This window comes from Comamonas sp. MYb69 (assembly GCF_037479315.1).
In the GTDB taxonomy this organism is placed as follows: domain Bacteria; phylum Pseudomonadota; class Gammaproteobacteria; order Burkholderiales; family Burkholderiaceae_C; genus Comamonas.
In genome coordinates, this window is sequence record NZ_JBBGZG010000004.1 from 333,858 (window position 1) to 359,007 (window position 25,150).

Here is a 25,150-nt window from a genome sequence, read left to right on the forward strand (position 1 = left end):
GCCGTTTGCCTTTATGAAGCCTTCACCGTCACTCTGCTTCAAGAGCATGTTCCGTGGCAGTTACAAGGCCAGTTAAAAAGCGAATGGCTTTCTCCAAGTCATCCCGCTTGACCATGTGAGGTGCAGGTGCCCCGACAGTTACTGGTTTCGAGCGATGAACCACATCTCCACGGCGGCTGATGAGTTGATCAAGTGACTTTTTTGCTGACGCAGTGTCGTAGTGAAGCCATGCCCACCCTGCGGTCACATCGACCTGCAAGTAATCAAGAAATAGCTTTTTGGTCTTCTCTGAATTGGGGTTGTGAAAGCGCTTCAATTCCTCCGTGAGCTTGTTGTTCACGAAATCCCCGATAGGACTACCGTTCACCGCTTTTAATCTGGCGGCAACTGCCTCTATGACGCGATCTTCCACATAGGTCTCCCATGCGGTAAGTGCCATCACGAGCCCTGCTCGTTTGAGAACCTCTGCTGACTCCGCATTTTGCTTATGGAGTGAGTCGAAATGCGCAAGGAGCGTGGTCGCATCTTGGATAGAGATTAAGAACGTTTTTGATGCGCGGGACATTAGTAGCGAGCGACTCTTCTAATTGGTTGAATGATTTTCTTAGTCTAATCCAGTCGTACCTCAAATAGCTGACTACGCGGGGGTGTCAGACCTCAGGTATGTCCCGCACTTCCACCACAGCCGGCAGCGGCACCCGCAGCACCACCGTCGTCAGCCCGCCTTGCGATCCCACTGACAACTGCGCACCCAGCCGCTGGGCCCGGGCCTGCATGCTGCGCAGGCCGGTGCCGTGCGTGGAGCTGTTGGCCGCTTTGGCCGCAGGCAGGCCCACGCCGTTGTCCTGCAACTGCAGCAGCAGCTGGCCGGCCTCGCGGGCCAGCACCACGTCCACGCGTTGGGCGTGGCTGTGCTTAAAGGCATTGGTCAGGGCCTCTTGCAGAATCCGCAGCACATCCAGGCTGGCGCTGGTGGGCAGGTGCAGCTGGTCGATATGGTTCAGCTGCCAATGCACCTCCATGTCGTGCACCTCGAACAGCTGGCTCATGCGGTAGCGCATGGGGGCGAGCAGCTCGCCCAGCGACAGCTCGCCATAGTGCTGGGCAGAGGCCAGGTCGATGATCAGCCGCAGGTCATCGCGCATGCCGCGCAGCATGCCCAGCACCTGGTCGGGTGGCAGCGCGCCGCGTGTGCGCTCCAAGGTGGTGATATTGCCGATCAGCATGCCGCCCAGGCCGTCGTGCAGGTCGTGGGCGATATTGACGCGCTCGCCCAGGCGGGCCTGCAGCAGCTCCAGCTCATGGCGGCCGGCCAGCGATTCGGTCAGCTCGGCGCGGGCCTCGGCCACATGGTGCTGCATCTCGTCATTGAAGCTCTCCACGCGCCGGGTGTTCTGCACAAAGGTCCAGGCCAAGGTCAGCGCAATGCCGACGGTGGCGAGTGGCTCGGTGTAGGTGGCCAGGTAGAAGTTGTCGTCCACGATGCGGGTGAAGACCAGCAGGTCATGCGCCATCGCCAGCGCGCTGGCCAGCGCCGTGAGCGACAGCAGGCGCTGGGCCTGGTTGCCGTTGCGCCAGGCCAGGCCGACAAACACGCCAGCGGTGGTGAACAGCAGGGCCGATGAGGCCCAGGCCATGACGTTGCGCATCTCTCTGAGCTGCGCATCGGGCACCAGGAAGGTGATGGCCGCCAGCGCGGCAATAACCAGCCACATGGCGGCCTCGCGCCTGGGCCAGCGGCGGCCCATGAAGCGCAGCACAAACATGGCATTGCAGCCGTGGTAGAGCACATAGGCGATCGAGACCACAGCCGCATAGGTGTTGATGTGGTGGAACGGCCAGGGCGTCACGCTGACAAAGTTGACGGTAAAGCCGACCCAGGCGGCCTGGCGTGCGGCATACCAGCCGTAGGCGGCCTCTTGGCGGCGCATCAACCACAGCACCAGGAAGAAGCAGCCCAGGGTTGCGCCCACGCCCAGGTGCAGCCAGTTGAGGTTGTGCCGCACCAGGTAGCTGTCCTGCTGCGCCGCGCGCAGCAACTCGGGTGCGCCGATCTCCACCGGCCCCAGCGCGGGTTGGTAGGCGTAGTAGCCGCTCACGCGGATCAGCAGCTCGTTGCTGCCGCTGTGCAGCAGCGGTGCGGGCAGTACCAGGTAGCGCGGCGTGTTCCAGGCACGTGTCATCGGCTCGGTCAAATACGGGTCGCGCTGCAGCTCCACGCCGTTGACCGAGATGACCCCGGCCTGCATCAGGTAGTGGATGTAGAGGCCCTGGGTCTGTGGTTCGCCGCTGATGTCCCAGCGCAGCCGGTACCAGACGACGCCGCTATAGCCCGGCCATTGCTGGTTCCAGTCGTTGGGCACCTTCACCGGCACCCAGCCGTTGTCGGGTGGCTGCTGGGCATTCCAGTCCGAGCGCGCGGCCTCGGCCGTGCCGGGCCAGGGCTGGCCTTGGGCCTGCGCGGGCGGTACCTGGCATAGCGCTGCCAGACAGATCAGCGCAGCAAGCCATGCTCGCGTGCACGCCGCAAGGCCTGCGTGCGCGAGCTCACGGCCAATTTGTCGTAGATATGCCGGATATGGGTGTCGATGGTCCATCGGGATAGGTGCAGGCATTCGGCGATTTCGCGGTTGCTCATGCCGGCGGCGACATGGTCGAGGATCTCGCGCTCGCGCTCGGTGAGCGCTTCGCGCAGCGCCGGGTCGGGCGGCTGCGACGGGGTGGGAGGGCGCCCGGCCGGGCGCCCCACCAGGTCCAGAATGCGCCGGGCAATGAAGGGGTCGATGGGCGCGCCGCCCTTGAGCACATTGCGCACCGACAGCGCAATCTCCAGGTCGTCGCGCTCCTTGAGCACATAGCCATTGGCGCCGGCGCGCAGCGCGCCCAGGATCATCTCCTCGGTGCTCCAGGCCGACACCACCAGAATCGGCAGCACCGGGTTGCGCGCGCGCAGCCAGTCAATCAGGTCAATGCCATTGCCATCGGGCAGGCCCAGGTCGATCAGCGCCATCACCATGGGCTGCAGGCCGCCTTCGGGCGCGGTCACCAATTGCTGGCACTCGGCCAACGAACCGGCCTCGCACAGCTGATCGGCTGCGACGCCTACCGAGCCCAGCACGGCGCCCAGCCGGGCGAGCATGTCGGGGTCGTCATCAACCAGCAGTACGGGGAGTTGCGCAATAGCCATCGCTACATTTTGACGCAAAGAGGGAGATCTGCCATCACGCATTTACGGTAAATGCGGCTGTTATTGCCCCTGTCGCGCTAATGCCCCGCCAGCGCATGGAGCGTGGCAGGCGCCTGCCTGGCACTGAGCCGGGTGAGCAGCAGCAGCACCACTGAGGCCAGCAGCATGAAGGCCAGCCACGGAACGGTGCCCAGCACCACCACCTTGCCGGCCAGCGGCGTGGCGGCCGAGGAGATGCTGAGCTGGAACGCGCCCAGCAGCGCAGCGGTGGAGCCCAGCGCGCTGTGCTGCGAGCCCATCGCCATCGACATCAAGGTGGCCTCGGCCATGCCCAGGCCCCACATCGCAAGGAACATCCCCAGCACGATACCGGGCAGGCCCAGCTGCGCGGCAGCGGCGGCCAGGGCCAGGGCGGAGCCAGCCACCATCAGCAGCGCGCCGACGACAGCCAGCCTGGCAACGCCTGCGCGCTGCACCAGCTTGCCGCTGGTGACTGCGCCCATCAGCACCGCCACGCCGGTGGCGCCAAAGACCAGGCCAAAGCGGTCGGGGCTCAGGCCAAAGCGCTGCTGGTAGACCAGGGAGGCGCCTGCGATGTAGATGAACAGCACAAAGAAGGCGCTGGACAGCGCGAGCGCGGGCAGCAGAAACTGCCGGTCGCTGGCAATGCGCAGGTAGGTGCTGGCGACGGAGCGCAGCCGCAGCGGCAGCCGGGCCGCGCGCGGCAGGGTTTCGGGTAGGGCCATCGCGGTGTTCAAGAGGACCAACAGGCCCATCGCGCCGAGCACCACCATGACGCCGCGCCAACCATGGTGCACATCGACATAGCCGCCCACGGCAGGCGCCAGCACCGGGGCCAGGCCCTCGATGGTCATCAGCAAGGCAAAGAGCTGGGCGGCACGCGCGCCCTTGGTCACATCGCGCACCGAGCTCATCACCACCACCAGGGTGAGCGCGCCGGCCAGCCCTTGCACAAAACGGCTGGTGAGCAAGATGCCGATGGAGGACGCCTGGCTGGCCCAGAGCGAGGCCAGCGCAAAGGCCAACAGCCCCGCCAGCAGCGGTCGGCGGCGGCCAAAGGCATCGACGATGGGGCCAAAAACAAGCTGGCCCAGGCCCATGGCCAGCAGGAACACCGTCAGGGTCAGCTGCACCTGGGCATAGGGCACGGCCAGTTCGCTGGCGATCTCGGGCATCGAGGCCAGGTACATGTCGGTGGCCGAGGGGCCGAGTACGGCAATCAGCGCGAGAGAGGCGGCAAAGCGCAGGCCGCTGGCAGGTAGGTGGGTATCGGTTGTCATGGAAGGACTTGCTGTAGCAGCATGGACATGGGATGGGTGAGGAGGGGTGCAGCGGCGGGCATCAGGGCGCGGCGCTCGCGGGGACGAGCGCGATCAGCGCCAGCGCGGCGGAGGTGAGGCCAGCGAGACCCGCGACGGTGAGCAGCGCCCGGTAATCGCGGCGGTCGATACGGCCGGCGCGCCCTTGCCATGCGGCAATCAGCAGCGATGCGGTCCACAGGGCAAGGGCGATGGCGGCGTGCGTCATCGCAAGGCCCTGTGCGTAGGCAAATGCGGCGCGTGCAGGCGCAGGCCGGCGCTGTCAGGCAGCAACGCCAGGGCGGTGAAAAAAGCGCAGGGAGAAGACAAGACGGGGTCCTTTCTGGGAAAAATGCCGCAGGAAGGCCCGTTGAAAAAACAAATGCCGCCCGTGCGGCGGCATCGTTTCAAATGGGAATAGGAAATCGTGCCGCGCTTAGGAAGCGAGGCGGTACAGCACAGCGAAGGCGTACGAGATGATGACCATAGGTCGCGGATTATAGCGACGAATTTTTGCGATGCAAGCGATGGGCCGCTGTGCGGCGGCGGGTGCGGGCAGTGGCGCCGTCAACGGTCTGCATGAGCCTGCCGAAGGTGTGCGGGCATCTAGGCCTGGGGCGGCGCGCATTCGGTGGTTGGCACTGAGTCACAACCCGCCCCGCATCTGGCTGACTGCCCATGGGGCTTTGAACAGGTTCTTAGATAGCGCGGCCTTTTGAGCAGGTTCTTAAAAGAACGGCCGAGAGGCAAGTTCGAGCCCCAAGACAAGCAGCAACAGCAGAAAGCACTGCCGAAAGCGCTGGGGACTGATACGCGCCCGGACCCGAGTGCCCAGCCACATGCCCAGCAACGCAGGGATGACGCTGAGTGACGACAGGCCCAGCTGGTTCAGGCGAAATGCGTCGTTGGCCAGCAAACCTGCGGCAAGGGCCAGGGTCGAGATGCTGAAGGACAGCCCCAGCGCCTGCACCAGCTCGTCCTTGTGCAAGCCAAGAGCGCCAAGGTAGGGAACGGCTGGCATGACAAAGACGCCGGTGGCACCCGTGACCATGCCGGTAACCAGCCCCACCAGCGGTGAAAGCCATGCCTCCAGCGCACGCGGGATGGAGAGCGCGGGCGCCAACAAGGCATAGACCGCATAGACGATCAAGGCCGATCCCAGGGCGAAGCCGGACCAGCGGGGGTCAACGCGCACCAGGAGCGCGGACCCGCCCACCGTCCCGATCACCATGGCCGCCAGCATGGGCCACAGGCGCAGCACCAGCGCTGCAACCGCGCCGCCAGAGAACAGTTGCCAAACATTGGTGACAAAGGATGGCACCACCAACAGCGTTGCCGCCATGGCCGGCGGCATCACCGTGCCCAGCAGCCCCATCGCCACCGTCGGCAGCCCCATCCCTGTCACCCCCTTCACCATGCCGGCAAAAAGAAAGGTGGCTGTCAGCAAGCCATAAAAGAACATTGAATCATGCATGGGGGACCTCCAGATGGCCCCATTGAACCGGATGGGTGGCAGAAGCACAATTCGGAATTTATGGCCGATGCTTCGGCAATTCCTGAGGATGGATTCAGTGGCTATGGAAAATGAACAAACCAGTTGGAAATACCGTAGCTGCTTTGTGATCAAGACCTTGGCGCAAGACCTTGGCATGAGCGCCGCAGTGCCGGGCCAGCCGCTGGCTCTGGTGCGGCGCGGGCGGCTCGGGTCCGTCCCACCAGGCGAGGATTTTCCACCGCCGCCTAAGCAAGAACCAAGGCGGCGCAGGCCATGGCCAGCATGAACAGGCCCAGCCAGGCCTGGCTGGCGCTGCGGGTGCTGAACACCCAGATGGCAAGGGCGGTATAGAGCACAAAGCTCAGCAGGCTGGCGCTCAGCACCGCTTCGGCGCTGGATAGCCCGCTGAACCTGGGCAGCATGCGCGCTAGAGCTGCTGCGGCCAGGCTGGCCAGGCCATAGCCGCCCAGGCAGGCGGCCAGCACACGGCTGCTCACTTGCAGGCGGTTGCCTGGCTGGGCGGCCTGCCACTTTGCCGGCTTGGCCGGCTTTGGCAGCGGAGCCAGCGTTGCCCGCGGGCCTGGGCTGTGCCAGCGCCGCTTTACTGTCCAGGCCATGCCCATCAGCACCAGGCCAAACGCGATGGCAACCAGCTCCACGCTGGCGCTTTGCCAGTCGCCCCTCTGGGCGTAATGCCAGGCACAAAGGCCGGTGGTGGCCAGGTTCAGCAGCGGCAGCAGCATGCACAGGGCCGCTGCCACCACCAACTGCTCTACCCAGGCCCGCGCCGGGGGCCGGCAGGCGGCATGCAGCCCGCTGGCGGCCCAGAGCAGCAAAAAGCCGCGTATCTCCCACAGCTCGCGCCCCGGTAGGGCGGCGGGCAGCAGGCGGTTGAGCCAGAAGTAGCCCATGCAGGCCAGTGCCATACCGGCCAGGGCGGCCACGTTCAGGCACTCGACAAGCCGGTAAAAGCCAGCGGTAGCGCCACCAAACTCCTGCGCGCTTTTTTTGCGCCGCTTGACCATGAAGAGCACGGTGCCGGTGGCCATCATTGCCGTGCCCATCAGCCCGAAGACAAAGTACATCCAGCGCAGCGTCCAGCCGCCAAAGCTGGCCACATGCAGCGCTTCAAGTACCGGGTGGATCTGGTCGCTGTGGGTGGGGGCGTGTGGGTCGGGGTTGCGCAGCTGCAGCACGGCGCCGCTCATCCCATCAAAACTCACCTGAGCGGCCTGGTGGAGGATGGTCTGCGTGTCGCTGGGCGGCTGGTGAAAGACGCGCACGGTCACCGAGGCATCGCCGGGCCGCTCGATAAACAGCATGCGCGGGCTGCGGCCGGTCAGCAGCTGCGCCTGGTCCAGCAGCTGCGCCAGGTCCTGCATCGCCGCAGGCTGGCCCTGCAGACTGCGGCGTGGCGGCGCGGCCTCGGGCGAGAGCTCGCCCTGGTAACGCGCCTGGGCCTGGGGGCTGTCGCCATACAGGGCGCGCAGTGGCCAGGGCATATAGCTGGTGTAGAAGTAGGCGAGACCCGTGTAGGCAATCATGAACAGAAAAGGCAGCGCCAGCACGCCGGTCGCGTTGTGCGCATCCAGCCAGGAGCGCTGGCCCTTGCCCAGCCGCAGCGTAAAAAAGTCGGCAAAGATGCGCCGGTGCACGACGACGCCCGAGACCAGTGCAACGAGCATGCACATGGCCAAAAAGCCCACCAGCCAAAAGCCGATGGTGCCCGCATGCAGGCTGTAGTGAAAGCTCATGAAATGGCGCCCGCCCTCCGTCTTGCGGCCCCAGGGCTGGGGCAGCAGGGTGCCCGTGGCCGGGTCCATCGCAGCGGTTTTCAGGCCGCCGCGCAGGCCCGCCGGTTGCCAGGCCAGCAGCAGCGCATCGCCCGCTTGCTGGGGCAGCTCGATACGCCAAAAGCGCGCGCCTGCTGCCTCGCTGGTCAGGTGGCGCGCGGCTTTATCCAGCGCCAGCGGGGCCTGCGCTGCTGCGGCCTCCAGCGGCGGCTGGGCCTGCATCCAGCGCGTGATGGGCGCGCGGAACACGCTCAAAGTGCCGGTCAGAAAGATCGCGCACAGCAGCCAGCCGCTGACCAGGCCGCACCAGGTGTGCAGCCAGGCCATGCGTTGGCGAAACTCGCCTGCCATCTGCGCAGACGCGGTTTAGAACGAGCCGCGCAAGGTCAGCATCGCGTTGCGCGGATCGCCATAGTGGCTGCTGTTGACCAGGTTGCCGATGGACGAGTAGTAGCGCTTGTTGAACATGTTGTTGAAGTTCAGGCTCAGCTGCCAATGCGGGTCGATCTGGTAGCGCACATAGCTGCTCCAGACGGCGCGGCCCGGGGCATTGAGGCTGATCGCGCCGATCTTGCGGTAGGAGGCGCTTTGGGTGTTGACGCCGCCGCCGATGGTGAGCGCGTTCCAGTCGCCGGGCAGGCGGTAGGTGGTCCACAGGCGCAGCAGGTGCTTGGGCGTGTAGCTGTTGAAGTCCAGCCCTTCGTTGTTGATGTCGCGCTTGTAGACGTTGCGGTTGAAGGTATAGCCGGCGAACAGGTTCCAGCCCCGGCTCAGCTCGCCGCTGATCTCGGCATCAAAGCCCTGGCTGCGCACGCGCCCGTCGTCGGTGTAGCAGTAGTAGCCATCGCGGCAGTCGGGGCCGGAGGCGATGTCTTCGGTGGCGCGGTTCTTCTGGTCGACGCGGTACAGCGCAAACGAAGTGTTGGCGCGGCCGCCCAGGATCTCGCCCTTCAGACCCAGCTCATAGGTCGCGCCCTGGATGGGTTTCAGGTTCTGGCCCGCTGCATTCAGCGATGCCTGGGGGTTGAAGATATCGGCATAGCTGGCGTAGGCCGACCACTGCGGGTTGAGGGCGTAGATCAGCCCGGCAAAGGGCATGAAACGGGTGTTGGCCTGGTGCGAGTTCGAGGTGACGACATTGCCGGTCGTCGTCGTGATCAGTTCGTATTCGGACCTGTAGTTGCCCAGGCGTCCGCCCATCACCAGCTTGAGTGGATCGCTCAGCTGCAGGCGCAGCGCGCCATAGGCGCCAACCTGGCGCGTGGTACCCAAAAAGCGCTCGGTGTTGGCGTAGCGAATCGCTTCGTTGCTGGGTTCTTCCCGGAAAGGGTTGGGGTCGAACACATTGATCGGCACTGCCGGTGTGATCGAGCTGTAGTCGCTGGTGGCCTTGCCCCGGCTGTAGCTGGTGCCCAGCACCAGTTGGTGCTCGCGGCCAAAGGCGCTGAAATCGCCAACCAGGCTGGCGTCCAGGCCCGATGCGCTCTGGTCGGCCTGGGTCAGGTTGGTGACAGTGGCGCCGAGACCGGTGGCAGCGGCCACGGCGCGCTGGGAGGAGGCGTACTTCATGTCCAGCTCTTCCTTGACATGCAGGGCCGAGACCTTGGCGCGCCATTGGCTGTTGAACTGGTGGTTCAGGTCTGCATACAGCGTTCGGGTGTTGTTGTTCTGGCGGTTCCAGATGGCGCCCAGGTAGGTGGAGCGGGGCAGCGCGATGTCGCGGCCATCGCTGTAGTGCGGCAGGCCCGAGATAAAGGGCCGGCCCTTGAAGGACTCGTAGCTGGCGCCCACGCTGACCTGGGTCTGGGGCGAGATGTCGTACTCCAGGGTGCCGTACAAGGTGCCATTGCGTTGCTTGGCATAGTCGATGAAGGAGTGCTGGTCGTCCACATCGATGACGGCGCGGCCGCGCAGGCTGCCGTCGGCGTTCAGCGCGCCGCTGCCATCGATTTGCGCGCCATAGCGGTCCCAGGAGCCGGCCTTGGCGGTGACGGTGACGCCGCCTTCCTTGAGCGGGCGCTTGCGCGCCAGGTTGACGGCGCCGCTCGGATCGCCCCCGCCTTGCAGCAGGCCGGCCGAGCCGCGCAGCACTTCGGCACGGTCATAGATGGCGGTGCCGCCCTGGTAGTTGCTGGCGCGGCCATAGAGGCGCTGCACATTGACCCCGTCATACTGGATGGTGGCCATGCTGAAGCCGCGCGAGTAGATGTACTTGCCGCCTTGCGGGCTTTGCAGCAAGGTGATGCCGGTGGTGCTGCCCAACGCGTCGTAGACCGAGGTCGCGTTTTGCTCATCCATCAGCTGGCGGGTGACCACGCTGATCGACTGGGGAATGTCCTTGAGCGCCTGCTCCCCTTTGCCGATGGTGACGGCACGCGGCGTGTAGGCGCCGGTCTGCTCGGTGGTGGCGCTGCGGATCGCCGGCGCGGTCACGCGGATCTCGTTGAGCGTCAGGCCAGCGGCGGCGGCATCGCTGCTGACGGTCGTGGCGCCGGCTCCGGCTCCCGTATGGGGCGCGGTGCGCAACGACCAGGTGCTGCCGTCGATCTTGACCAGCTCCAGCCCGCTGCCGGCCAGCGCAGCGCGTGCAGCGTCCTCCGGGGCATAGCTGCCGCGCAGGGCCGGCGCGGTGCGGCCTTGCACCAGGCTGGCATCCATGCTGATCTGCTGACCGCTTTGCGAGGCGATGCGGGCCAGCGTGCTGCCCAGCGGCTGGGCGGGCAGGTCATAGCTTTGGACTGCGGCCGGGTTGCGGGTTTGGGCCTGGGCAGGCAGGGCGCAGGACATGGCGGCGGCCAGTGCGGCGGCCAGTGCGATGGCGCCCATAGGTGCAGTGGGCAGGGTGGGCGAGCGGCGGAGTGGCATAGGGTCCTTGGAAATGCAGATAGATGAATCGAGGCTTCCAAGGTATGTAGAGCGAGCGCAAAAAAGTGTTCATTTATTTTTGAGGGGCGGGGCCTATGCGCTGCAGCCCCGTCCTCGACAGACCTGTCCGGGCAGGTCTGCGCGCCTCAGGCCGCTTCGATCACGACCAGCCAGCCACGCTGGTAGACGCGCACCGTGATCGGCAAGGTTGCCGCCAGCGCATCCAAGGCGCGGTCGCTGTCGTCGAGCGCATAGTTGCCATAGACCCGCAGCGCGGCAGCCTGGGCGCTGATGCGGACAAAACCCCGGCGGTAGGCGCGCAGCGCCTGCACCACCTCGCCCAGCGGCCGGTTGTGCACCTCCAGCATGCCGCGCTGCCAGGCGGCCTCGGCTTGGGGGTTGATGTCGTCGGCGTCGATGGACAAGGTGTCAAAGCGCGCGCTATGGCCTTCGTCCAGCACCTGGCTGGCACCGGCTGCGGTCGTTAGGCGCGTGGCGTGCTCGAGCATGCCGACGCGGGTGTAGGACTCTTGCAGCCGTACGGTAAACCGGGTGCCCAGCGCCTGGATGCGGCCATGCCGGCTCAGCACCTCAAACGGCGCCAGGCCGTTGCTGGCAGGCTGCGCCTGCACCAGCAGCGCGCCCTGGCGCAGCGCGACCCGGCGGCGGCTCTCAGAAAAGTCCAGGTCCACCGCCGAGCGGGCATCCAATAGCAGCTCGCTGCCATCGGGCAGGGTGAAGGCATGGCGCTCGCCGGTGCCGGTGCGCAGGTCGGCGGTCATCTGGCGCCAGGGCATCTGGCGGTCGGCCAGCAGCAGGGCGCCTGCAGAGACACCGCCGATGGCCAGCGCACCGCTGAGCAGACGCCGCCGGCTGCTGCCACGGCGCTGGGCATGCGCGAGCGCCTGGCCCATCACATCGCCCATCGCGGCGGCGGCCTTGGGCGCGGCCACGGCGCGGGCCGCGCCAAACTGCGCATGCAGGCTGCCACTCAGCCGCTGCCAGACCAGCTGGTGCTGGGGGTGGGCGGCGAGCCAGGCGCGGTGGCGGGCCTGGTCGGCCTCGGTCATCTCGCCCGAGTGGAACTGCACGAGCCATTCCACGGCAGCTTCGCTGACCGGGTCCAACGTGGATTCGGGGCTTGCCGTCATCCGGCGCTCAGGCTGCCCGCCATCGCCGGTGCTGCGTTGCGCACTGGCGCGGTAATACCGGCATCCTGCCTGGCCAGGGCCAGCGCAATGCGGCGAAAGCCCTCTGCCATATGGCGGCGCACGGTGCTGTGCGAGATGCCCAGGCGCTGTGCAATTGCCTCGTAACCCAGACCATCGAGCTGGCTGAGCAAAAAGGCCTGCTGGGCCGGCAGCGGCAGGCCGTCGAGCGCATGGGCCACATGGGCCAGCGTTTCCTGCAGCACCGCCAGCTCTTCGGGCGAGGGCATCAGCGGCTCGGGCTGGGCGCCCAGCGCTTCGAGGTAGCTGCGCTCCAGATCACGGCGGCGCCAGTGGTTGATCAAAAGCCGCTTGGCAATGGTCGTCAAGAACGCCCGGGGCTCACGGATGGCCTCGGGCGGCGTGGCACTGGTGAGCACGCAGACAAAGGTGTCGGCCGCCATGTCCTGCGCATCGGCGGCATTGCCGAGCCGGTGCTGCAAGCGCTGCTGCAGCCATTGGTGGTGGCCGGTGTAGAGAAGCTGGACGTCGGGAATGGCAGACATGGGAGGCGGTACAGAGCAGGCAGCAATCCGATGCATTTGAGAATTATTCGCATTTTATGACTGTTTCTAGATGTGCCTAGACCTGGCCGGGGATCTGTGGCGTGATTGCGCCATGGCCCGCTGCTGCCATCACGGCGGTGGTGGGGGTCTGCTGCTTGGGCCGCGCGGCAAATGCGGCCAGAATAGAGCGTCTGTTTATGTCGCGGTACCCACCGCTCCCAAAGGAATCCCCATGAAAATCAGCGCACGCAATGTCTTGAGCGGCACCGTTATCTCCATCACCCGCGGCCCCGTCTCTACCGAAGTTGTTCTGGAAATCGCACCGGGCGTGCAGATTGCCTCCAGCATCACCACCAATTCGGCCGATGCGCTGAAGCTGAAAGAGGGCGCCAAGGCCTACGGTGTGATCAAGGCCTCGTCGGTGATGATCGGGGTGGACGACTGACATAGGCCGGGCCTTGGCCAGCGCTGCGTCCCAGGCCCGTGATCGGCAGTCTCCGCCCTGGCCTCGCTGCCATGGGCATGCGCTGCTTCGCTGACAACGGGTCGCCTGTCCCCTCTCTCCCTCTTGCAAAGCGCCTCGCGGCCTGGCCAGGCGCTGGCGCTTGAAGCGCCGTCGTTGCGCACATGCCAAATACAGGCCGCCATTTTTTGCGGCCTGGCCGCTTATTGGGTAAACGCGGGAAGCGCCTACTTGAAGGACATCTTCTTGCTCTCGCTCCCTCCCCCTTGCGATGCGGTAGCCTGACAGACAGCGTCGATTAAAGGAACGAGATGAGCTATGGACAAATACTGTTGTTTTTCTTCCTGTGCTGGCTGTCCTATTTTGCGTACTGGCTGCTGTCCAGAGGGCCGCCGCGAGCACCTGGGTTTCTTCGTGGCCCCTTGAAGGCGACGATCGCATTGAAAGACCTGAGCTCAAAAAAGCATTGGGCGCGCGGAGAGACGGTCAAGGTGGCTGACGACGGCACCTATACGGCGAACATTTTCCGCGTCGCAGGAAACAGCTTTGGTGAAAACGCCAACCGGGACTGCATCGCGTTCCTCGTTCCGGAAGAAGGCAAGGAGAATACGGACAAGCCCGTGTCGGTGGTGGTGGATGGATTGCGCATAGGTCAGCTGTCTGTCAGAGACCTGATGCCTTTCAAAGTCATGCTGCAGGACGCAGGCCTGCATGCCCAGATCACGTCATGCGATGCCTATATTGGCGGTGGTGGCACGGGCGTGGACGGCAAGAAGCGCAGCTATGCCATTTCGCTCGATGTCGATTGGTTTGAAGCCTAACGTGAAGCCGCAGCATCCTCTGGCTCGCATCTGAGCCCGGTCAACCCAGTTTTTGTTGGTTTGCAGCCAGCCGTGGCGCTGGCTGCTCTGCTGGCGTAAGCCTCGGACTGCAGCCGCTGCAAATGCGGACGGTGCGGCGGCTGATAACCCATGGTGCGGCAAGCGCTGCCTGCAGCGGCCCATAAAAAAACCGCCCATGGGCGGTTATGGATCGGCACAGCCTTGCGCCGTTGTGAACGCTGGAATGTCTAGCGCTTGCGAAACTGCTTGGCGCCGGTGGCGGCTCCCGAGCGAGGCGCAAGATGCCGGAACGTAATGCGACCCTTCGACAGATCGTAGGGGGACATTTCGATCGTCACGTTGTCCCCGGCAATGATCTTGATACGGTGCTTTCTCATCTTGCCACCGGTATATGCAATCAGCGAGTGGCCATTGTCCAGGTTCACGCGATATCTCGCATCTGGGAGAATTTCTTCGATCTTCCCCTGCATTTCGATAAGGTCTTCTTTGCTCAACGGATGTCCTTGGTGATGGCCTGTGGCCTTATTTCATGAGGGCAAGCTGCATGCCCTCATGCTTGGCGTGATCGACCGCCTCCTGCGCTGTCTCGAACAGCTTGGAGAAGGTGTACACGGTGTCTTGCGCAACCGAGCCCTGGCCGGACTTCAATGAGACTGCTGCTTGGAATTTCCCGTCTGCTTGCTCGCACACGCCTGGCGAGATGAAATAACGGGAAATCTTGTGGGTATCTTTAAAAAATTGAAACATGGGTGCGCGCTCCACGCGCTGAAACGGTGGAGCATGAAGCGCCAGAAATAAATGCGAAAGAGGGAAAAGCCGACCCTAGGAATTTATTGTGGCTTGGAGGGCTTGCCTAGGATGTGTGCATAAAGCCTTGCGCGCCTTGCACTTTGACGGATCAAGGGGCAAGCATGCCCTGATCGGATATTTCAGGATAGCACAAAGCGGACTTCTGTGTGCAAAGTGCTCCATAGCAGCAAGCATCCGCTGCAACGGCCAGCATGGCTAGCTGCGAGCGCACGGCCGCACGCCGGGATGGCCATGGAGTCCGTCAAGGGCAGAGGAGGCAGCAACGGCGCGCTGAAAAACCCTTGGAACAGAAGTTCTTAAGGCACCGCAATCGGCGCCGGTGCGGGGACCTCGGGATGGTCATACAGCCGTTGGCAGGCCCGTTTGATCTGGTAGGCCGCCATGGAGCTGCGCGTGTCTTCTGCCTTTCTTGCCGAGCACTGGGCGCCAGAGCTGAAGTCATCGCTCGCGATGCTGGCGCCTTGCCGAACCGCCTCGATGCCACCGGGATAGCTGGCCAAGCAGCCTTGCGACACGGCCTTGGCCGCCGCGTCGCTGCGCACCCGTGCTGCATGGTCGAGGATACAGGTGGCGTAGTTGCCAGCCCTTGCCGGCAGTGGCCACAACAGCGCCAGTGCTGCCAAAGATGGCGCAAGCGCACACCAGGTAGAAAAAAACCGCACAACGGCGGTCAGTTCTGGGGACGGCAGCTTCCCACGTTTATACAAATTTGAAACCATGGCCAGCCACGATCTGTTGATCCTGGCCTGGGCGCTCTGGGTCAGCAGGCGGCTTCTTGTCTTGCTCCTGCGGCGCTGGCACACCTGCGCTCTGGAGCATCAGTTTGGACTTATCCCAAAACGAAGCAGGGGGATAGGCTGAGAATTTGAACATGTAGACCTCCGGTCTATGGCGATTGCGGCACACCAAGATGGATGGCCTCGGCCCACAGTACTCCTTTTAATGGCCTTAAACCGGGCCGCACAATGTCTTACGTTCGGCCGCTGGGCAGCGCCAATGGCGTGGGCCAAGGGGCTGAGCAGCTGCCCAATGCCCCACCGCTTGCGGTGCGTATCCATGAAACGGCCTGCCGTTGCTGCGCTGAGAATCCCGGGCTCAGCTGTCGCACCAGTCGTTGTTCCACCTAAGCGCTATTCAAAAATATAATAGCGCTTTATATGAAGAACGAGGACAAGCCCATGCCATGGATCAGCCCCTTTTTGCGCCGCCCTTTTGTGGATGCAGGCATACGCCGCATGCTGCTGGTGGGCCTGACTGGCGCGGCAGTCGCCTTGTCGGCCTGCGGAGGCGGTGGCAGCGATGCGGACCGGGGGCCGACCACCTTGTCGGTATCGGCGGATTTGAATGGCCTGTATTGGGACAAGAACGAAAGCCGTCTGTTTGTGAGCGATGAGAAGGCCAACACCATCCGGGTATGGGAGGGCGGCAGCGAGTTTGCGCAGTACGCGGCCTTGCCCGCTGCGCCCGCCAGCGGCTCGACCTTGGGCCAGGTCACGCGTGGCAGCGATGGCACCGTCTATGTGACGCGCTTTGGCTTTGGCACGGATGGCGCCGTGGCTGCGGTGCCCAAGAGCGGCACGGCCTACAACCTGAGCGGCACCGACAGCCTGCGCCGCCGCATCGGCATCACCCCCACGCCCGATGGATCGCTGCTGGATGGCTGGTTCATCAAGGGCGGCACAGGTGCCGTGAGCGAGCTCAAGATCAGTGGTAGCGCTGCCACCGAGACCGAGCTGATCACCGGCTTTGGCAAGCCCGTGGGCCTGGCCGTGGTGGGCGACGCGGTGTATGTGAGCGACCAGACGAGCGGCCAGGTACTGTCCTTCTCGCTGGCCAAGCTGCGTGCGGCGCCAGCCACTGTGGCTGACGGCAAGCTGATCGCCAGCTTCACCAGCTCGGATGGCATTGACCTGATGACCGCCGCCACTGACGGCAGCCTGTTCTTTGGCGGCTCGGGCGGCAAGCTGTTCCGCGTCAGCCCCAAGGGCGAGACCAGCGTGCTGGCCAGCGGCTGGCCCAAGATCCGGGGCGTGGCCTATGACGAGCAGAACCGCCGCCTGTTTGTGGGCGTGGTGGCTGCCGATGCAGCGAGCCAGTCGAGTGTGCGCATCGTGCCCATTGACTAAGAATGCAGGAGGAGAAGGGAAGGCCAGGCTGGGGAAGCCTGGCCTTTTTTTATGCACAGCAGGATGCGGCAGGCTGCGCTGTGATGGCCTTTCAGCTTATTCCTGCAGCAGCCCGCACTGCGCAAAAAACCAGCTTCTGAAGCGGGCGAGCGCGCTGTCACTGGCCTTGTCTTCGCGGTAGGCAAAGTAGTGGCGTGATTCTTCGAGCACTAGCTCCTCGGGCACGGGCCGCATCAGCAGGTTCTGCGCGATCAGGTGCGAGACCAGCTGGTTGAAACCCAGCGCCACGCCCTGGCCGTTCAGCACCATCTGAATGAGCAGGTTGTAGTCATTGGCGTTGAAGAAATGCGCGCCATTTTTCTGGCGCTCGTCCAGGTCCAGGCGGTGGATGGCCAGCCACACGCTCCAGTCCACATGCTCGGCCACCTGGGAGCGCCCATAGGGGCTCAGGTTCAGCAGCACGCTGTGGCGCAGGCCCTCGAGGGTCTGGATCTCCGGGTGCGCCTGCAAGTAGGCGGGGGTGCAGACGGGGTAGATGCGGTCATGGAACAGCGGCACGCTGGCATAGCCATCGCGCAGCCGCGACATCTTGGTGATGAAGATATCGGGGTGGATGCCCGGCTCCAGGGACAGAAAGTTCTGGCTGGTCACCAGGTCCAGGTCGATATCGGGGTTGTCGCTGAAAAAACTCGGCAAGCGCTGCGCCATCCACAAGGCCGAGAAGGCCGGCGAGCAGCACACGGTCAAGCTGCGCCGGGCATTGTTGCCATAGTCCTTGCGGATGCGCGATGCCGCCTGCGCGATGTTGATAAAGGACAGCTGCGCCGCATCAAAATGCACTGGCCGGCGCATCTTGCTTTATCCCCGTGCTGTCGGCTGCGCTGTCCACCGTACTGCTGCGAGCGCCGCTGTCGCTGGCGTTTTGGCAAGGGGCTGCGATGGTCTGCGGTGGCGCCATTTTGTGCTGGCTCGAGACCCTGGCAGGGGGCCCGGCCAAGACTGCGGCGGCCTGAGTTGGAAGGCTCCCAGCTTCCCACAGCCCGCCTTTTTGCGGGCTGTTGCGTTGGTGGCCATGCCCAAGGGGCACCTTAGGCCGGTAGAAGAAGGCCGATGCTCGATGTGAGCCGCTCATGCAAGCTTGAACCGGATGGAGGGGGAAAGCATGAACTCGGCAAGAAACTGGGCACGAGCCTCTAACACAACCCTTGATACGTCGTTACCAATCCTTGTCGTACCCCTGTACTGCCTGCGGGTTGGCGCCTAGTCGGCGACGCCTAGTCTCAATCGCAAACCTAAGGTTTGCTGGGCCGTGTTGGCGGCTCTAAGTCGCCAACTGCTTGGCGTTTTGAAGTGCGGCCAGGCGGCGGTACTTCTCGAAGGTCTTGCTGATATCAGTGGACACCGCTGGAACATAGCGGTTTTGCTTTTCACCACGCTGCGCGACTAAGGGTCGGGTTGGCATGGTCAGCATCGGAAAAGATGGCTGGTGTTGCATGACGAACTCCTTTCTTCGATGCCTCCATGATCGCGGCGAGGGTTGGTGCGCGGTGTAGGCGTTGTCCGAGGAATGTCAACAGGTTTCAGCTGACTGGCTGTAGTGCTTTTGCCCGTGGCTTGCTGCCACAGGCATCGAGCCGGGCGGTGGGCGGGCCTTAGCGCAGCCCCGGTTGGGTTGCTAGCCGGATGGCGCCGGCAAAGCCATGTTCCACGCGGGAAAAAGGCCGGCCACTGGTGAGCACCCGTGGCAGGGCGCTCCAGGCGATCTGCGCGCCCAGCGCGGCCAGGCGGTCCACCAGCACCTGGTCTTCGCCGCACTCCATCGCATCAAAGCCGCCCGCCTGCTGGTAGCAATGGGCCGACAGGCCCAGGTTGGCGCCATGCACATGGCGGTGGCCGTCGCGGTCCTGGTAGCCCGATTCAAAGCGCAGGCGCGCAGCTTGCGCATCGGCGCCATGGGCCGCCCAGCTGTCCACCCCGACGGTGCCGCAGACCACATCGGCACCCAGCGACAGCTGCACTGCCAGCCAATCGGGGGCCACACGGGTATCGGCATCGGTAAAGGCCAGCCAGCGCGCTTGGTGCTGCAGCAGATGGCGGGCCCCGGCAGCCCGCGCCCGGCCGACATTGCGGGCATGGACCTGCAGGGTGACAAAAGGCCATTGCCGGGCGATGGCAGCGCTGCCATCGCTGCAGCTGTCGAGCACGACAACCACCTTGACTTCTTCGGCGCCCAGGTCGGGGTGGAGGCTGGCCGTGGCGACGCTCTCCAGGCAGACGCCCATCAAATCTTCTTCGTTGTGGGCGGGGATGCAGATGCCGATCATGGGTTCAGAGCCTTTCCCAGACTTCCAGCAGGAAATCGGTCTCTCGGTGCTCGACCACGGTCTTGAGTGCGGCGCTGGCCCCGATTTGCGCATGGATGGTGTCGGCGTTTTGCAGCAGGTCGGGCGCCTGGTGGCGCCAGTGGCACATCAGCCAGTGCCCGCCCGCTGCCAGCGAGGTCAGGCAGCGCTCGCTGAACAGCGCCAGATCGGCATCATCCAGGTAGTAGGCGAGCTCGGAGACCACCAGCAGATCAAAGCCGCCGGGCGGCACATGCGGCCACTCCTGCGGCAGCTGCAGCTTTTGCAGGTGCAGCTGGCGCCGGTCCTCGCGCTGGATGCGGGCATTGCACAGCAGCACGGCCGATTCGGCAAAGTCCGCGGCCACGAGCTGGTCGCAGCGCTCCAGCAGCGCCATCGTCGTTTCGCCATTGCCGCAGCCCGGCTCAAAGCCGTGGCGGTAGTGCTGGCGCGGCAGCGATGCCAGCAGCAGCTCGCGCTTGCGCCGCTCGTACCAGGCGGTTTTGACGGCCCAGGGGTCGGAGGAGCTTCGGTAGAGCTGTTCAAAGTGTTGGCGTTGGTTCATCGCAGTATCACCTCGAAGTTACGCAAGAGGCGCGCCGTGGCCCAGCGCGGCAGGATGGCGGGCCTTCCGGTGGATGGGTCGGGCAGCAACTGGCTGCGAAAGCAGGACAGCGCCAGGCATTTGCGGTCCAGCTGCTCGGCGCTCAGCGGCATGCGCACGGCCTGCTGCCAAGGCACGCGCTGGTCGCCAGGGCTCGCCCAATGCCAGATCCAGATCGGCACCTCAAACAAGCGGCTGCCGACATCGGCGGTGGCGGCGGCGCAGGCCTCGCCGGTGGCCTCGTGGTCGGGGTGGCCGTCGTAGCGCCAGGGGCAGAAGACCGCATCGGTCGGGCGCAGCAATTGCTGCAAGCGTGACTCGAGCTGGGGTTGGTGGTCCTGCACCTGCCCGTCGGGGATGCGCAGGTGGATGATCTGGCTGCCCGGGCAGAGCAGGGCCAGCGCCTGGGCGCTTTCACGCTCGCGGGCCTGGGCCAGTTGGTCCGGCGTCCACAGGCGCGAGCCCGGGTGGCTGGCTTCGCCCGAGGTGACCGCGATCACCGTGCAGGGCAGCGCGTTGGCCTCGCAGTGCTGCATGATGGCGGCCGTGGCCAGGATTTCGTCATCAGGATGGGGCGAGACAATCACCACCCGCGCGCAGCCTTGCAGCAGCTCCTCGGCCGGCGTGGTGCCCAATGCTGCCTGGGCCAGCCAGGGCTGCCATTGCAGTTCGGGCGTGCCTTCTCCTTCGATGTGGCGGGGCATCAGAGGTTCCATGGTGCGTTGTTCTCCTGTTGTGCGATCGCTTGGCCGAGCGCGGCGAGATCACGCTCGGCATGGCTTTGGCGGATAAAAATCGGCAGGTCGGCCAGCAGCAAGGCGAGCGACCGGTCTTTGCAAAAAGGGCCCGGGCCCAGCGCGCGCGGCACATGCTGCAGCACTTGCTGGGCAGCGGCCTCGGCGGCCAGGCGGGTGCGGTTCACCTCCCGGGTCCAGGGCTGCTCGGGCTGCGCATCGATATGGGCGGCGGTGGCGCGCAGCAGCGCAGCGGTGGCCGAGAGCGCCACATCCACCGCGCCCAGATGGGCCAAGGCATGGGGCTCGGCATGCTTGCGGCAGGCGCGCAGCAGCTGGCCCGCAATGCGGGCGCTGGCGCCATACCAGCACGCGGCAATGCCGGCGCCCCCATGCTGAAAGCCCGGGCGGCTCAGGTAGGCGCCCGGGCTGCCCACCAAGCTGGCGCGGGCGTTGTTCAGCTGTACATCGACGCTGCCGCTGTCGGCCATGCCCACGGCCTGCCAGCCCTCGCTGCTGACCTGAACCGCAGGCTGCAGCAGGTTGACGGCCACCAGGCAGCGCTCGGTATCGGACAGCCAGGCGGTTACCAGCGCATGGTCCACACTGTGCGCGCCCGAGCACCAGGCCTTGGTGCCGTTCAGCAGCACCTCGCTGCCGGGGGCCCGGTGAGCGCTGGCGCTGATGGGCGTGGCCTGCACCCGGTTGCCCGGCGGCTCTGAACCCCAGACGGCCCAGGTCCGCGCCGCTGCGGGCGCCTGGGCGCCCAGTTCGGCCAGAATGGCCAGGGCATCGGTGTGGCCCTCAAACAGCTTGACCAGGCTCAGGTTGCTGGCGGCCACCGCCGCCAGCGCCCGCCAGCGCGCCAGGGTCTGGCCCTGGCCGGGCAGGGGCAGCTGGTCCAGGCCCTGTGCGACCAGGTCGCGCAGCGTCTGTCCGGGCTCCTGCGGCTCGGAGCCGGCCAGAAAGTCTTCAAGTGCGGTAGAGGCATGCATCATTCACCGCCCCTGCGCAGTGCGGCCGTGGTGCTGGGCTGCGCGGGGCCTCCGCCTGGCAATACCCGCAGATAGGGAAAGCTGCCATCCCGCGTGGGGCGGGTCATCGGCATGTCGGGTTCTGCATCGAGCACGGCGCTCCTGGCTGCAACGGAAATACGCGGCTTGCGCGCAAGCGCAGGCTGGCACTGGTGGAGCGCATGCAAAAAGCGCTGGCACCACCAGTGCACATCCTCGGCCTCGATGCGGGCCAGCAGCTGCTGGTGCCGCTCGATGCGTTCGGCCAGCGGCATCTGCAGCGCCTGGTCGATGCTGTTGGCGGTGCTGTGCGCGTCATAGGGGTTGACCAGCAGCGCTTCCTGCAGCTGCTCGGCCGCGCCGGCAAAGCGCGACAGCACCAGCACCCCGGGGTCGGCCGGGTCCTGGGCGGCGATAAATTCCTTGGCAACCAGGTTCATGCCATCGCGCAAGGGCGTGACCAGGCCCACGGCGGCCGAGCGGCACAGGCCCGCCAGCTGGGCACGCGTGAGCACCTGGTGCATATAGCGCACGGGCATCCAGTCGAGCTCGCCAAAATCACCATTGATGGCGCCGCAGAGCGACTCAAACTCACTGCGGATATCGGCATAGGCCTGCAGGTGCTCGCGGGTGGGCGAGCCAATCTGCACCAGGCTGGCGCTGCGCCGGTGGGCCGGGTGGCGCTCGAGCAGATCGCGGAAGGCGTGGATGCGCTCGGGCAGGCCCTTGGAGTAGTCGAGCCGGTCAATGCCCACCACCAAGCGGCGCTGGCGGTATTCCTGCGCCAGTGTGGCTTGCACCTGCTGCGCCGGGGGTGTGGTGGTCAGCGCTGCAAAGGCGTGGGCATCGATGCCCACTGGAAACACCTCGCAGCGCGTTTGCTGGCCATGGGCACGGTAGTGGTGGCGGTGGCTGATGCGGCCATCGCTTTGGGCCAGCACATAGCTCTCAAAATGCTGCAGGTCCTGCCGGCTTTGCAGGCCCACCAGGTCAAAGTCCATCAAGGCTTGCATCAAGGCCTTGTGCTGGGGCACGGCCCCGAGGGCCACCAGCGGCGGAAAGGGGATATGCAGAAAAAACCCGATGCGCTGCTGGCAGCCCAGCGCGCGCAATTCAGAGGCCAACGCCATCAGGTGGTAGTCATGCACCCAGATCACGTCATCGGGCTGCAGCAGCGGCAGCAGCTGCTGCGCAAACTGGCGGTTGACGCGCCGGTAGCCTTCGTAGAAGCGCGGGTCGAATGCGGCCAGGTCCAGGCGGTTGTGGAACACGGGCCAGAGCGTGCTGTTGCAAAAGCCGCTGTAGTAGCTGTCATGGTCGCAGCGCTCCAGCGCGGTCGTCGCGACGGTCACTGCCTTCCATGGACGGATGCAGAGTGGGGGCGGGGATTGCTCGCTGACCGTGCCGCCCCAGCCAAACCACAGGCCGCCTTGGCGCTGCAACGCCTCCTCCAGCGCAATGGCCAGGCCACCGGGCGCGGCATCCTGCGGGTCGGCGACGCGGTTGGAGACAACGACCAGGCGGCTCATGGCTGCACCTCCGCCGGCCGGCCCAGCGCGCTCAGCATGCGGTGCTGCGTGCAGGCGGCTTGAAGCCAGTGGTAGACGGCCTCCACGTCATCGAGGCGGTGGCTGGCGCAGCTTACACCCGCGCCCACCTTGATGGCGACGCCGCGCTCGGCCAGCACTGCGGCAAAGCCGCTTTCATCGCTGATGTCGTCTCCGACGAAAAACGGCGTGCGGCCGGCGAAAGGCGGCTCCTGCATAAAGGCATCCATGGCGCGGCCCTTGCTTGCGCCCACCGGCAGCATCTCCAGCACCTGCTTGCCGCGCAGCAGCGTCCACTGCGGCCTGTGGGCCAGCATCGCTTGCAGGCTGCGCAGGCACAGGTTCTCCAGCGATGGATCGCGGCGGTAATGCAGGGCCACGCCGCTTTGCTTGGGCTCGACATACAGGGCAGGGTGCGCCTTAGCCAATTGCTCGCAGGCGTCGATCACGGCGGAGATATCACCCGGCGCATCGTTGCACTGCTGGCCTCTGGCATTGCGGCGCTGCGCGCCATGGGCGCCGGCGCAGGCCAGTTGCAAGGGCTGCAGGTAGGCGTCAAGGACCGCAATCTCCCGTCCGGAGATGATGGCCACCGCACCACCCAGCCGGCCCTTCAGATCGCGCAGCAAGGGCACCAGCCCGGTAGGCACAGCGATGCTGTCAGGCGTTGGCGCCATGGGCACCAGGCTGCCATCAAAGTCGAGGAAAAGCGCCGCATCGCCAGGCAGCGGCGGCGGCAACGGCGAGAGGCTAGCCATCAGGGATCCAGCGGCTCGGGGCTGATGACGCGCTCGGATTCGGGATCCTGTGGAATATCGGGCTCCGTGCTGGGCGAGAACGGCGGGTGGGGAGGGTCCTCGCCGGGCTCGGGTGCCAGCGGCTCCTGCTCGGGATAGGGCTCGCCCACCGGGTCCATGCTTTCGTCTTCGGGGTAGTTGGGTTGGGTTGCGGGCCGGGTGTCGGTGCGGCTGTCGGTAGCGGTTTCCGGCTGGGTGTCTGGCTTGGTGCTGCTCATGTCGTGCTCCTCGGTCGTATGCCTACTAGGTTCGCTGCTGCTGCGCCCCAGGTCTGTAGGATTTGTGCGCCCGCGCATGGAGTCATCCAAGCGAGTTGGCAGATAAGGCTGGTGCGGTATTGGAGTGAAGGGGTCTTTTTGTCAGACCGCGCTGGCATGCAGATGGTCGGAAGTTCCCTGCGTGCGTTGCCATTTGCTCTCAGCGGTCCGGCCGTGACGCGTGCACACTGGCCGCATACCTAGGAGGCCGGCATGAAAGAGCAGCAAGGCAATGCCCCGACATCGACACGCACCATCTGGAAAGGTGCGATCAGCTTTGGGCTGGTGCATGTCCCCATTGGGCTGTACACGGCCACGCGCGATTCGGGCATTGACTTTGATTGGCTGGACAAACGCTCGATGGAGCCGGTCGGCTACAAGCGCATCAACAAGCGCACCGGCAAGGAGATTGCCAGCAGCGATATCGTCAAAGGTGTGGAGTACGAAGAGGGGCGCTATGTGATCCTGAGCCAGGAGGAGATCAGCGCGGCCTTTCCCAAAACCACGCAGACCATCGAGATCGAGGCCTTTGTCGATGCCGATGACATTCCGCTGATCTACCTGGAGCGGCCCTACTACACGGCGCCCCTCAAGCGCGGCGAAAAAGTCTATGCGCTGTTGCGTGAGGCGCTGCGCAAGACCAACAAGGTGGGCGTGGCCAAGGTCGTCATCCAGACCAAGCAGCATCTGGCGGTGCTGGTGCCCTGCGGCCGCGCCCTGGTGCTGAACCTGCTGCGCTGGGGCGGCGATATCCGTTCGTTCGAGCAGCTCAACCTGCCTCCCCAATCGGCCAAGGCCGCCGGCATCAGCAGCGCCGAGATGGACATGGCAGTCGCCTTGATCGAGGACAAGGCCCAGGCCTGGAATGCCGATGACTTCAGAAACTCCTTCTCCGAAGAGATCCACAAGCTGATCGATGCCAAGGTCAAATCCGGCGAGGTCGAAGAGGTGGTGCAGGCGCCCAAGGAGTCGCCGGTATCGGGCGGCGCCGAGATCCTGGATTTGACTGCCTTGCTCAAACGCAGCCTGGCCGGTGGCGCCAAGGCGGCCGATACCAAGCCCGCTGCGCGAAAGTCCAAGGCTGCGCCGGCCAAGACCAAGGCCAGTGCCCCAGCCAAAGCGGCAGCCGCAGCGGCTAAACCCCAGGCCAAGCCCAAGCCAGCCACCAAATCCGCCAGCGCCCGCAAGGCCGCGCCTGCCCGGCGCCGTGCGGCTTAGTGGCCTGGCGCACGGAGGCCCTGC

At 65.2% G+C, this 25,150-nt stretch carries 26 protein-coding genes and 1 pseudogene; 5 read left to right on the plus strand and 22 right to left on the minus strand.

Going from position 1 to position 25,150, the window contains the following annotated elements:
• Positions 1 to 28: 28 nt before the first annotated feature.
• The 10 genes from WH303_RS07800 to WH303_RS07845 form a co-directional block, all read right to left on the minus strand.
• Positions 29 to 565, minus strand: a complete 537-nt coding sequence (locus WH303_RS07800; RefSeq protein ID WP_021024673.1) for a HEPN domain-containing protein — start codon at positions 563 to 565, stop codon at positions 29 to 31.
• A gap of 85 nt (positions 566 to 650) precedes the next feature.
• The gene (locus WH303_RS07805; protein WP_339517800.1) at positions 651 to 2,369 is read right to left on the minus strand and encodes an ATP-binding protein; all 1,719 of its coding nucleotides are present in this window, start codon (positions 2,367 to 2,369) and stop codon (positions 651 to 653) included.
• A gap of 125 nt (positions 2,370 to 2,494) precedes the next feature.
• Positions 2,495 to 3,187 carry a response regulator transcription factor gene (locus WH303_RS07810; protein ID WP_021024671.1) on the minus strand — a complete coding sequence of 231 codons (693 nt, stop codon included), beginning with the start codon at positions 3,185 to 3,187 and terminating at the stop codon, positions 2,495 to 2,497.
• A 77-nt stretch (positions 3,188 to 3,264) separates the two neighbouring features.
• Entirely contained in the window at positions 3,265 to 4,488 is a 1,224-nt protein-coding gene (locus WH303_RS07815) for a multidrug effflux MFS transporter (RefSeq protein WP_339517801.1), read from the minus strand.
• A 61-nt stretch (positions 4,489 to 4,549) separates the two neighbouring features.
• The gene (locus tag WH303_RS07820) at positions 4,550 to 4,735 is read right to left on the minus strand and encodes a hypothetical protein (protein WP_021024669.1); all 186 of its coding nucleotides are present in this window, start codon (positions 4,733 to 4,735) and stop codon (positions 4,550 to 4,552) included.
• A gap of 498 nt (positions 4,736 to 5,233) precedes the next feature.
• Complete coding sequence (locus tag WH303_RS07825; protein WP_339517909.1) at positions 5,234 to 5,980, minus strand: sulfite exporter TauE/SafE family protein; 747 nt, start codon at positions 5,978 to 5,980, stop codon at positions 5,234 to 5,236.
• 266 nt (positions 5,981 to 6,246) lie between these two features.
• Positions 6,247 to 8,145, minus strand: coding sequence for a PepSY-associated TM helix domain-containing protein (locus WH303_RS07830; RefSeq protein WP_339517802.1), 1,899 nt, complete (start codon positions 8,143 to 8,145; stop codon positions 6,247 to 6,249).
• 15 nt (positions 8,146 to 8,160) lie between these two features.
• Positions 8,161 to 10,659, minus strand: a complete 2,499-nt coding sequence (locus WH303_RS07835) for a TonB-dependent siderophore receptor (RefSeq protein ID WP_339517803.1) — start codon at positions 10,657 to 10,659, stop codon at positions 8,161 to 8,163.
• 146 nt (positions 10,660 to 10,805) lie between these two features.
• Complete coding sequence (locus tag WH303_RS07840; protein WP_339517805.1) at positions 10,806 to 11,810, minus strand: FecR family protein; 1,005 nt, start codon at positions 11,808 to 11,810, stop codon at positions 10,806 to 10,808.
• Positions 11,807 to 12,373 (minus strand): sigma-70 family RNA polymerase sigma factor, encoded by a 567-nt coding sequence (locus tag WH303_RS07845; protein ID WP_021028224.1) that lies wholly within the window; start codon positions 12,371 to 12,373, stop codon positions 11,807 to 11,809. Before WH303_RS07845 ends, WH303_RS07840 begins: the two co-directional genes overlap by 4 nt.
• A 232-nt stretch (positions 12,374 to 12,605) precedes the next feature.
• On the opposite strand from WH303_RS07845, the gene WH303_RS07850 reads away from it, so the two are divergent.
• Positions 12,606 to 12,818: a TOBE domain-containing protein gene (locus WH303_RS07850; protein ID WP_021028223.1), complete on the plus strand. Its 213-nt coding sequence runs from the start codon at positions 12,606 to 12,608 to the stop codon at positions 12,816 to 12,818.
• Between the two features lie 329 nt (positions 12,819 to 13,147).
• Positions 13,148 to 13,657: a hypothetical protein gene (locus WH303_RS07855; protein ID WP_339517809.1), complete on the plus strand. Its 510-nt coding sequence runs from the start codon at positions 13,148 to 13,150 to the stop codon at positions 13,655 to 13,657.
• A 248-nt stretch (positions 13,658 to 13,905) separates the two neighbouring features.
• Here the strand turns inward: WH303_RS07855 and infA are convergent, their stop codons facing one another.
• From infA to WH303_RS07870, 3 genes are all read right to left on the minus strand, one after another.
• Positions 13,906 to 14,172, minus strand: a complete 267-nt coding sequence (gene infA / locus WH303_RS07860) for a translation initiation factor IF-1 (protein ID WP_021028221.1) — start codon at positions 14,170 to 14,172, stop codon at positions 13,906 to 13,908.
• A gap of 28 nt (positions 14,173 to 14,200) precedes the next feature.
• Positions 14,201 to 14,425 carry a hypothetical protein gene (locus WH303_RS07865; protein WP_021028220.1) on the minus strand — a complete coding sequence of 75 codons (225 nt, stop codon included), beginning with the start codon at positions 14,423 to 14,425 and terminating at the stop codon, positions 14,201 to 14,203.
• A gap of 359 nt (positions 14,426 to 14,784) precedes the next feature.
• Entirely contained in the window at positions 14,785 to 15,207 is a 423-nt protein-coding gene (locus tag WH303_RS07870) for a hypothetical protein (protein WP_339517811.1), read from the minus strand.
• A 459-nt stretch (positions 15,208 to 15,666) separates the two neighbouring features.
• Here WH303_RS07870 and WH303_RS07875 point away from each other — a divergent pair, with 459 nt between their 5' ends.
• Complete coding sequence (locus tag WH303_RS07875) at positions 15,667 to 16,614, plus strand: hypothetical protein (RefSeq protein WP_339517812.1); 948 nt, start codon at positions 15,667 to 15,669, stop codon at positions 16,612 to 16,614.
• 96 nt (positions 16,615 to 16,710) lie between these two features.
• Here the strand turns inward: WH303_RS07875 and WH303_RS07880 are convergent, their stop codons facing one another.
• The gene (locus WH303_RS07880; RefSeq protein WP_339517814.1) at positions 16,711 to 17,466 is read right to left on the minus strand and encodes a LysR substrate-binding domain-containing protein; all 756 of its coding nucleotides are present in this window, start codon (positions 17,464 to 17,466) and stop codon (positions 16,711 to 16,713) included.
• Between WH303_RS07880 and WH303_RS07885 the strand changes: the two are divergent.
• Positions 17,454 to 17,627: pseudogene (locus WH303_RS07885) on the plus strand (aromatic amino acid DMT transporter YddG); the annotation flags it as partial. The gene WH303_RS07880 and the pseudogene WH303_RS07885 overlap by 13 nt on opposite strands.
• A gap of 308 nt (positions 17,628 to 17,935) precedes the next feature.
• On the opposite strand, the gene WH303_RS07890 reads toward WH303_RS07885, so the two are convergent.
• The 8 genes from WH303_RS07890 to WH303_RS07925 form a co-directional block, all read right to left on the minus strand.
• Positions 17,936 to 18,109, minus strand: coding sequence for a hypothetical protein (locus WH303_RS07890; protein ID WP_158400602.1), 174 nt, complete (start codon positions 18,107 to 18,109; stop codon positions 17,936 to 17,938).
• 157 nt (positions 18,110 to 18,266) lie between these two features.
• Entirely contained in the window at positions 18,267 to 18,938 is a 672-nt protein-coding gene (locus WH303_RS07895) for a glycosyltransferase (RefSeq protein WP_339517817.1), read from the minus strand.
• 4 nt (positions 18,939 to 18,942) lie between these two features.
• Positions 18,943 to 19,521 (minus strand): class I SAM-dependent methyltransferase, encoded by a 579-nt coding sequence (locus tag WH303_RS07900; RefSeq protein ID WP_339517819.1) that lies wholly within the window; start codon positions 19,519 to 19,521, stop codon positions 18,943 to 18,945.
• Entirely contained in the window at positions 19,518 to 20,264 is a 747-nt protein-coding gene (locus WH303_RS07905) for a PIG-L deacetylase family protein (protein WP_339517820.1), read from the minus strand. Before WH303_RS07905 ends, WH303_RS07900 begins: the two co-directional genes overlap by 4 nt.
• Positions 20,264 to 21,292, minus strand: coding sequence for an acyl-CoA dehydrogenase (locus WH303_RS07910; protein ID WP_339517821.1), 1,029 nt, complete (start codon positions 21,290 to 21,292; stop codon positions 20,264 to 20,266). The genes WH303_RS07905 and WH303_RS07910 overlap by 1 nt, the downstream gene beginning before the upstream one ends.
• On the minus strand, positions 21,289 to 22,836 hold the full coding sequence (locus WH303_RS07915; protein WP_339517822.1) for an alpha,alpha-trehalose-phosphate synthase (UDP-forming): 1,548 nt from the start codon (positions 22,834 to 22,836) through the stop codon (positions 21,289 to 21,291). Before WH303_RS07915 ends, WH303_RS07910 begins: the two co-directional genes overlap by 4 nt.
• Positions 22,833 to 23,612 carry a trehalose-phosphatase gene (otsB, locus tag WH303_RS07920; protein WP_339517823.1) on the minus strand — a complete coding sequence of 260 codons (780 nt, stop codon included), beginning with the start codon at positions 23,610 to 23,612 and terminating at the stop codon, positions 22,833 to 22,835. Before otsB ends, WH303_RS07915 begins: the two co-directional genes overlap by 4 nt.
• Positions 23,612 to 23,869 carry a hypothetical protein gene (locus WH303_RS07925; RefSeq protein ID WP_339517824.1) on the minus strand — a complete coding sequence of 86 codons (258 nt, stop codon included), beginning with the start codon at positions 23,867 to 23,869 and terminating at the stop codon, positions 23,612 to 23,614. Before WH303_RS07925 ends, otsB begins: the two co-directional genes overlap by 1 nt.
• 252 nt (positions 23,870 to 24,121) lie before the next feature.
• Between WH303_RS07925 and ku the strand changes: the two genes are divergently transcribed.
• On the plus strand, positions 24,122 to 25,126 hold the full coding sequence (ku, locus tag WH303_RS07930) for a non-homologous end joining protein Ku (RefSeq protein ID WP_339517826.1): 1,005 nt from the start codon (positions 24,122 to 24,124) through the stop codon (positions 25,124 to 25,126).
• Positions 25,127 to 25,150: the final 24 nt, after the last annotated feature.

Bases quoted from the DNA above. Each gene is read 5' to 3' on its own strand.
- WH303_RS07800 (WP_021024673.1), bottom strand. From the start codon at position 565: ATGTCCCGCGCATCAAAAACGTTCTTAATCTCTATCCAAGATGCGACC.
- WH303_RS07810 (WP_021024671.1), bottom strand. From the start codon at position 3,187: ATGGCTATTGCGCAACTCCCCGTACTGCTGGTTGATGACGACCCCGAC.
- WH303_RS07815 (WP_339517801.1), bottom strand. From the start codon at position 4,488: ATGACAACCGATACCCACCTACCTGCCAGCGGCCTGCGCTTTGCCGCC.
- WH303_RS07820 (WP_021024669.1), bottom strand. From the start codon at position 4,735: ATGACGCACGCCGCCATCGCCCTTGCCCTGTGGACCGCATCGCTGCTG.
- WH303_RS07825 (WP_339517909.1), bottom strand. From the start codon at position 5,980: ATGCATGATTCAATGTTCTTTTATGGCTTGCTGACAGCCACCTTTCTT.
- WH303_RS07830 (WP_339517802.1), bottom strand. From the start codon at position 8,145: ATGGCAGGCGAGTTTCGCCAACGCATGGCCTGGCTGCACACCTGGTGC.
- WH303_RS07835 (WP_339517803.1), bottom strand. From the start codon at position 10,659: ATGCCACTCCGCCGCTCGCCCACCCTGCCCACTGCACCTATGGGCGCC.
- WH303_RS07840 (WP_339517805.1), bottom strand. From the start codon at position 11,810: ATGACGGCAAGCCCCGAATCCACGTTGGACCCGGTCAGCGAAGCTGCC.
- WH303_RS07845 (WP_021028224.1), bottom strand. From the start codon at position 12,373: ATGTCTGCCATTCCCGACGTCCAGCTTCTCTACACCGGCCACCACCAA.
- WH303_RS07850 (WP_021028223.1), top strand. From the start codon at position 12,606: ATGAAAATCAGCGCACGCAATGTCTTGAGCGGCACCGTTATCTCCATC.
- WH303_RS07855 (WP_339517809.1), top strand. From the start codon at position 13,148: ATGAGCTATGGACAAATACTGTTGTTTTTCTTCCTGTGCTGGCTGTCC.
- WH303_RS07865 (WP_021028220.1), bottom strand. From the start codon at position 14,425: ATGTTTCAATTTTTTAAAGATACCCACAAGATTTCCCGTTATTTCATC.
- WH303_RS07870 (WP_339517811.1), bottom strand. From the start codon at position 15,207: ATGGTTTCAAATTTGTATAAACGTGGGAAGCTGCCGTCCCCAGAACTG.
- WH303_RS07875 (WP_339517812.1), top strand. From the start codon at position 15,667: ATGCCATGGATCAGCCCCTTTTTGCGCCGCCCTTTTGTGGATGCAGGC.
- WH303_RS07880 (WP_339517814.1), bottom strand. From the start codon at position 17,466: ATGCGCCGGCCAGTGCATTTTGATGCGGCGCAGCTGTCCTTTATCAAC.
- WH303_RS07890 (WP_158400602.1), bottom strand. From the start codon at position 18,109: ATGCAACACCAGCCATCTTTTCCGATGCTGACCATGCCAACCCGACCC.
- WH303_RS07895 (WP_339517817.1), bottom strand. From the start codon at position 18,938: ATGATCGGCATCTGCATCCCCGCCCACAACGAAGAAGATTTGATGGGC.
- WH303_RS07900 (WP_339517819.1), bottom strand. From the start codon at position 19,521: ATGAACCAACGCCAACACTTTGAACAGCTCTACCGAAGCTCCTCCGAC.
- WH303_RS07905 (WP_339517820.1), bottom strand. From the start codon at position 20,264: ATGCCCCGCCACATCGAAGGAGAAGGCACGCCCGAACTGCAATGGCAG.
- WH303_RS07910 (WP_339517821.1), bottom strand. From the start codon at position 21,292: ATGATGCATGCCTCTACCGCACTTGAAGACTTTCTGGCCGGCTCCGAG.
- WH303_RS07915 (WP_339517822.1), bottom strand. From the start codon at position 22,836: ATGAGCCGCCTGGTCGTTGTCTCCAACCGCGTCGCCGACCCGCAGGAT.
- otsB (WP_339517823.1), bottom strand. From the start codon at position 23,612: ATGGCTAGCCTCTCGCCGTTGCCGCCGCCGCTGCCTGGCGATGCGGCG.
- WH303_RS07925 (WP_339517824.1), bottom strand. From the start codon at position 23,869: ATGAGCAGCACCAAGCCAGACACCCAGCCGGAAACCGCTACCGACAGC.
- ku (WP_339517826.1), top strand. From the start codon at position 24,122: ATGAAAGAGCAGCAAGGCAATGCCCCGACATCGACACGCACCATCTGG.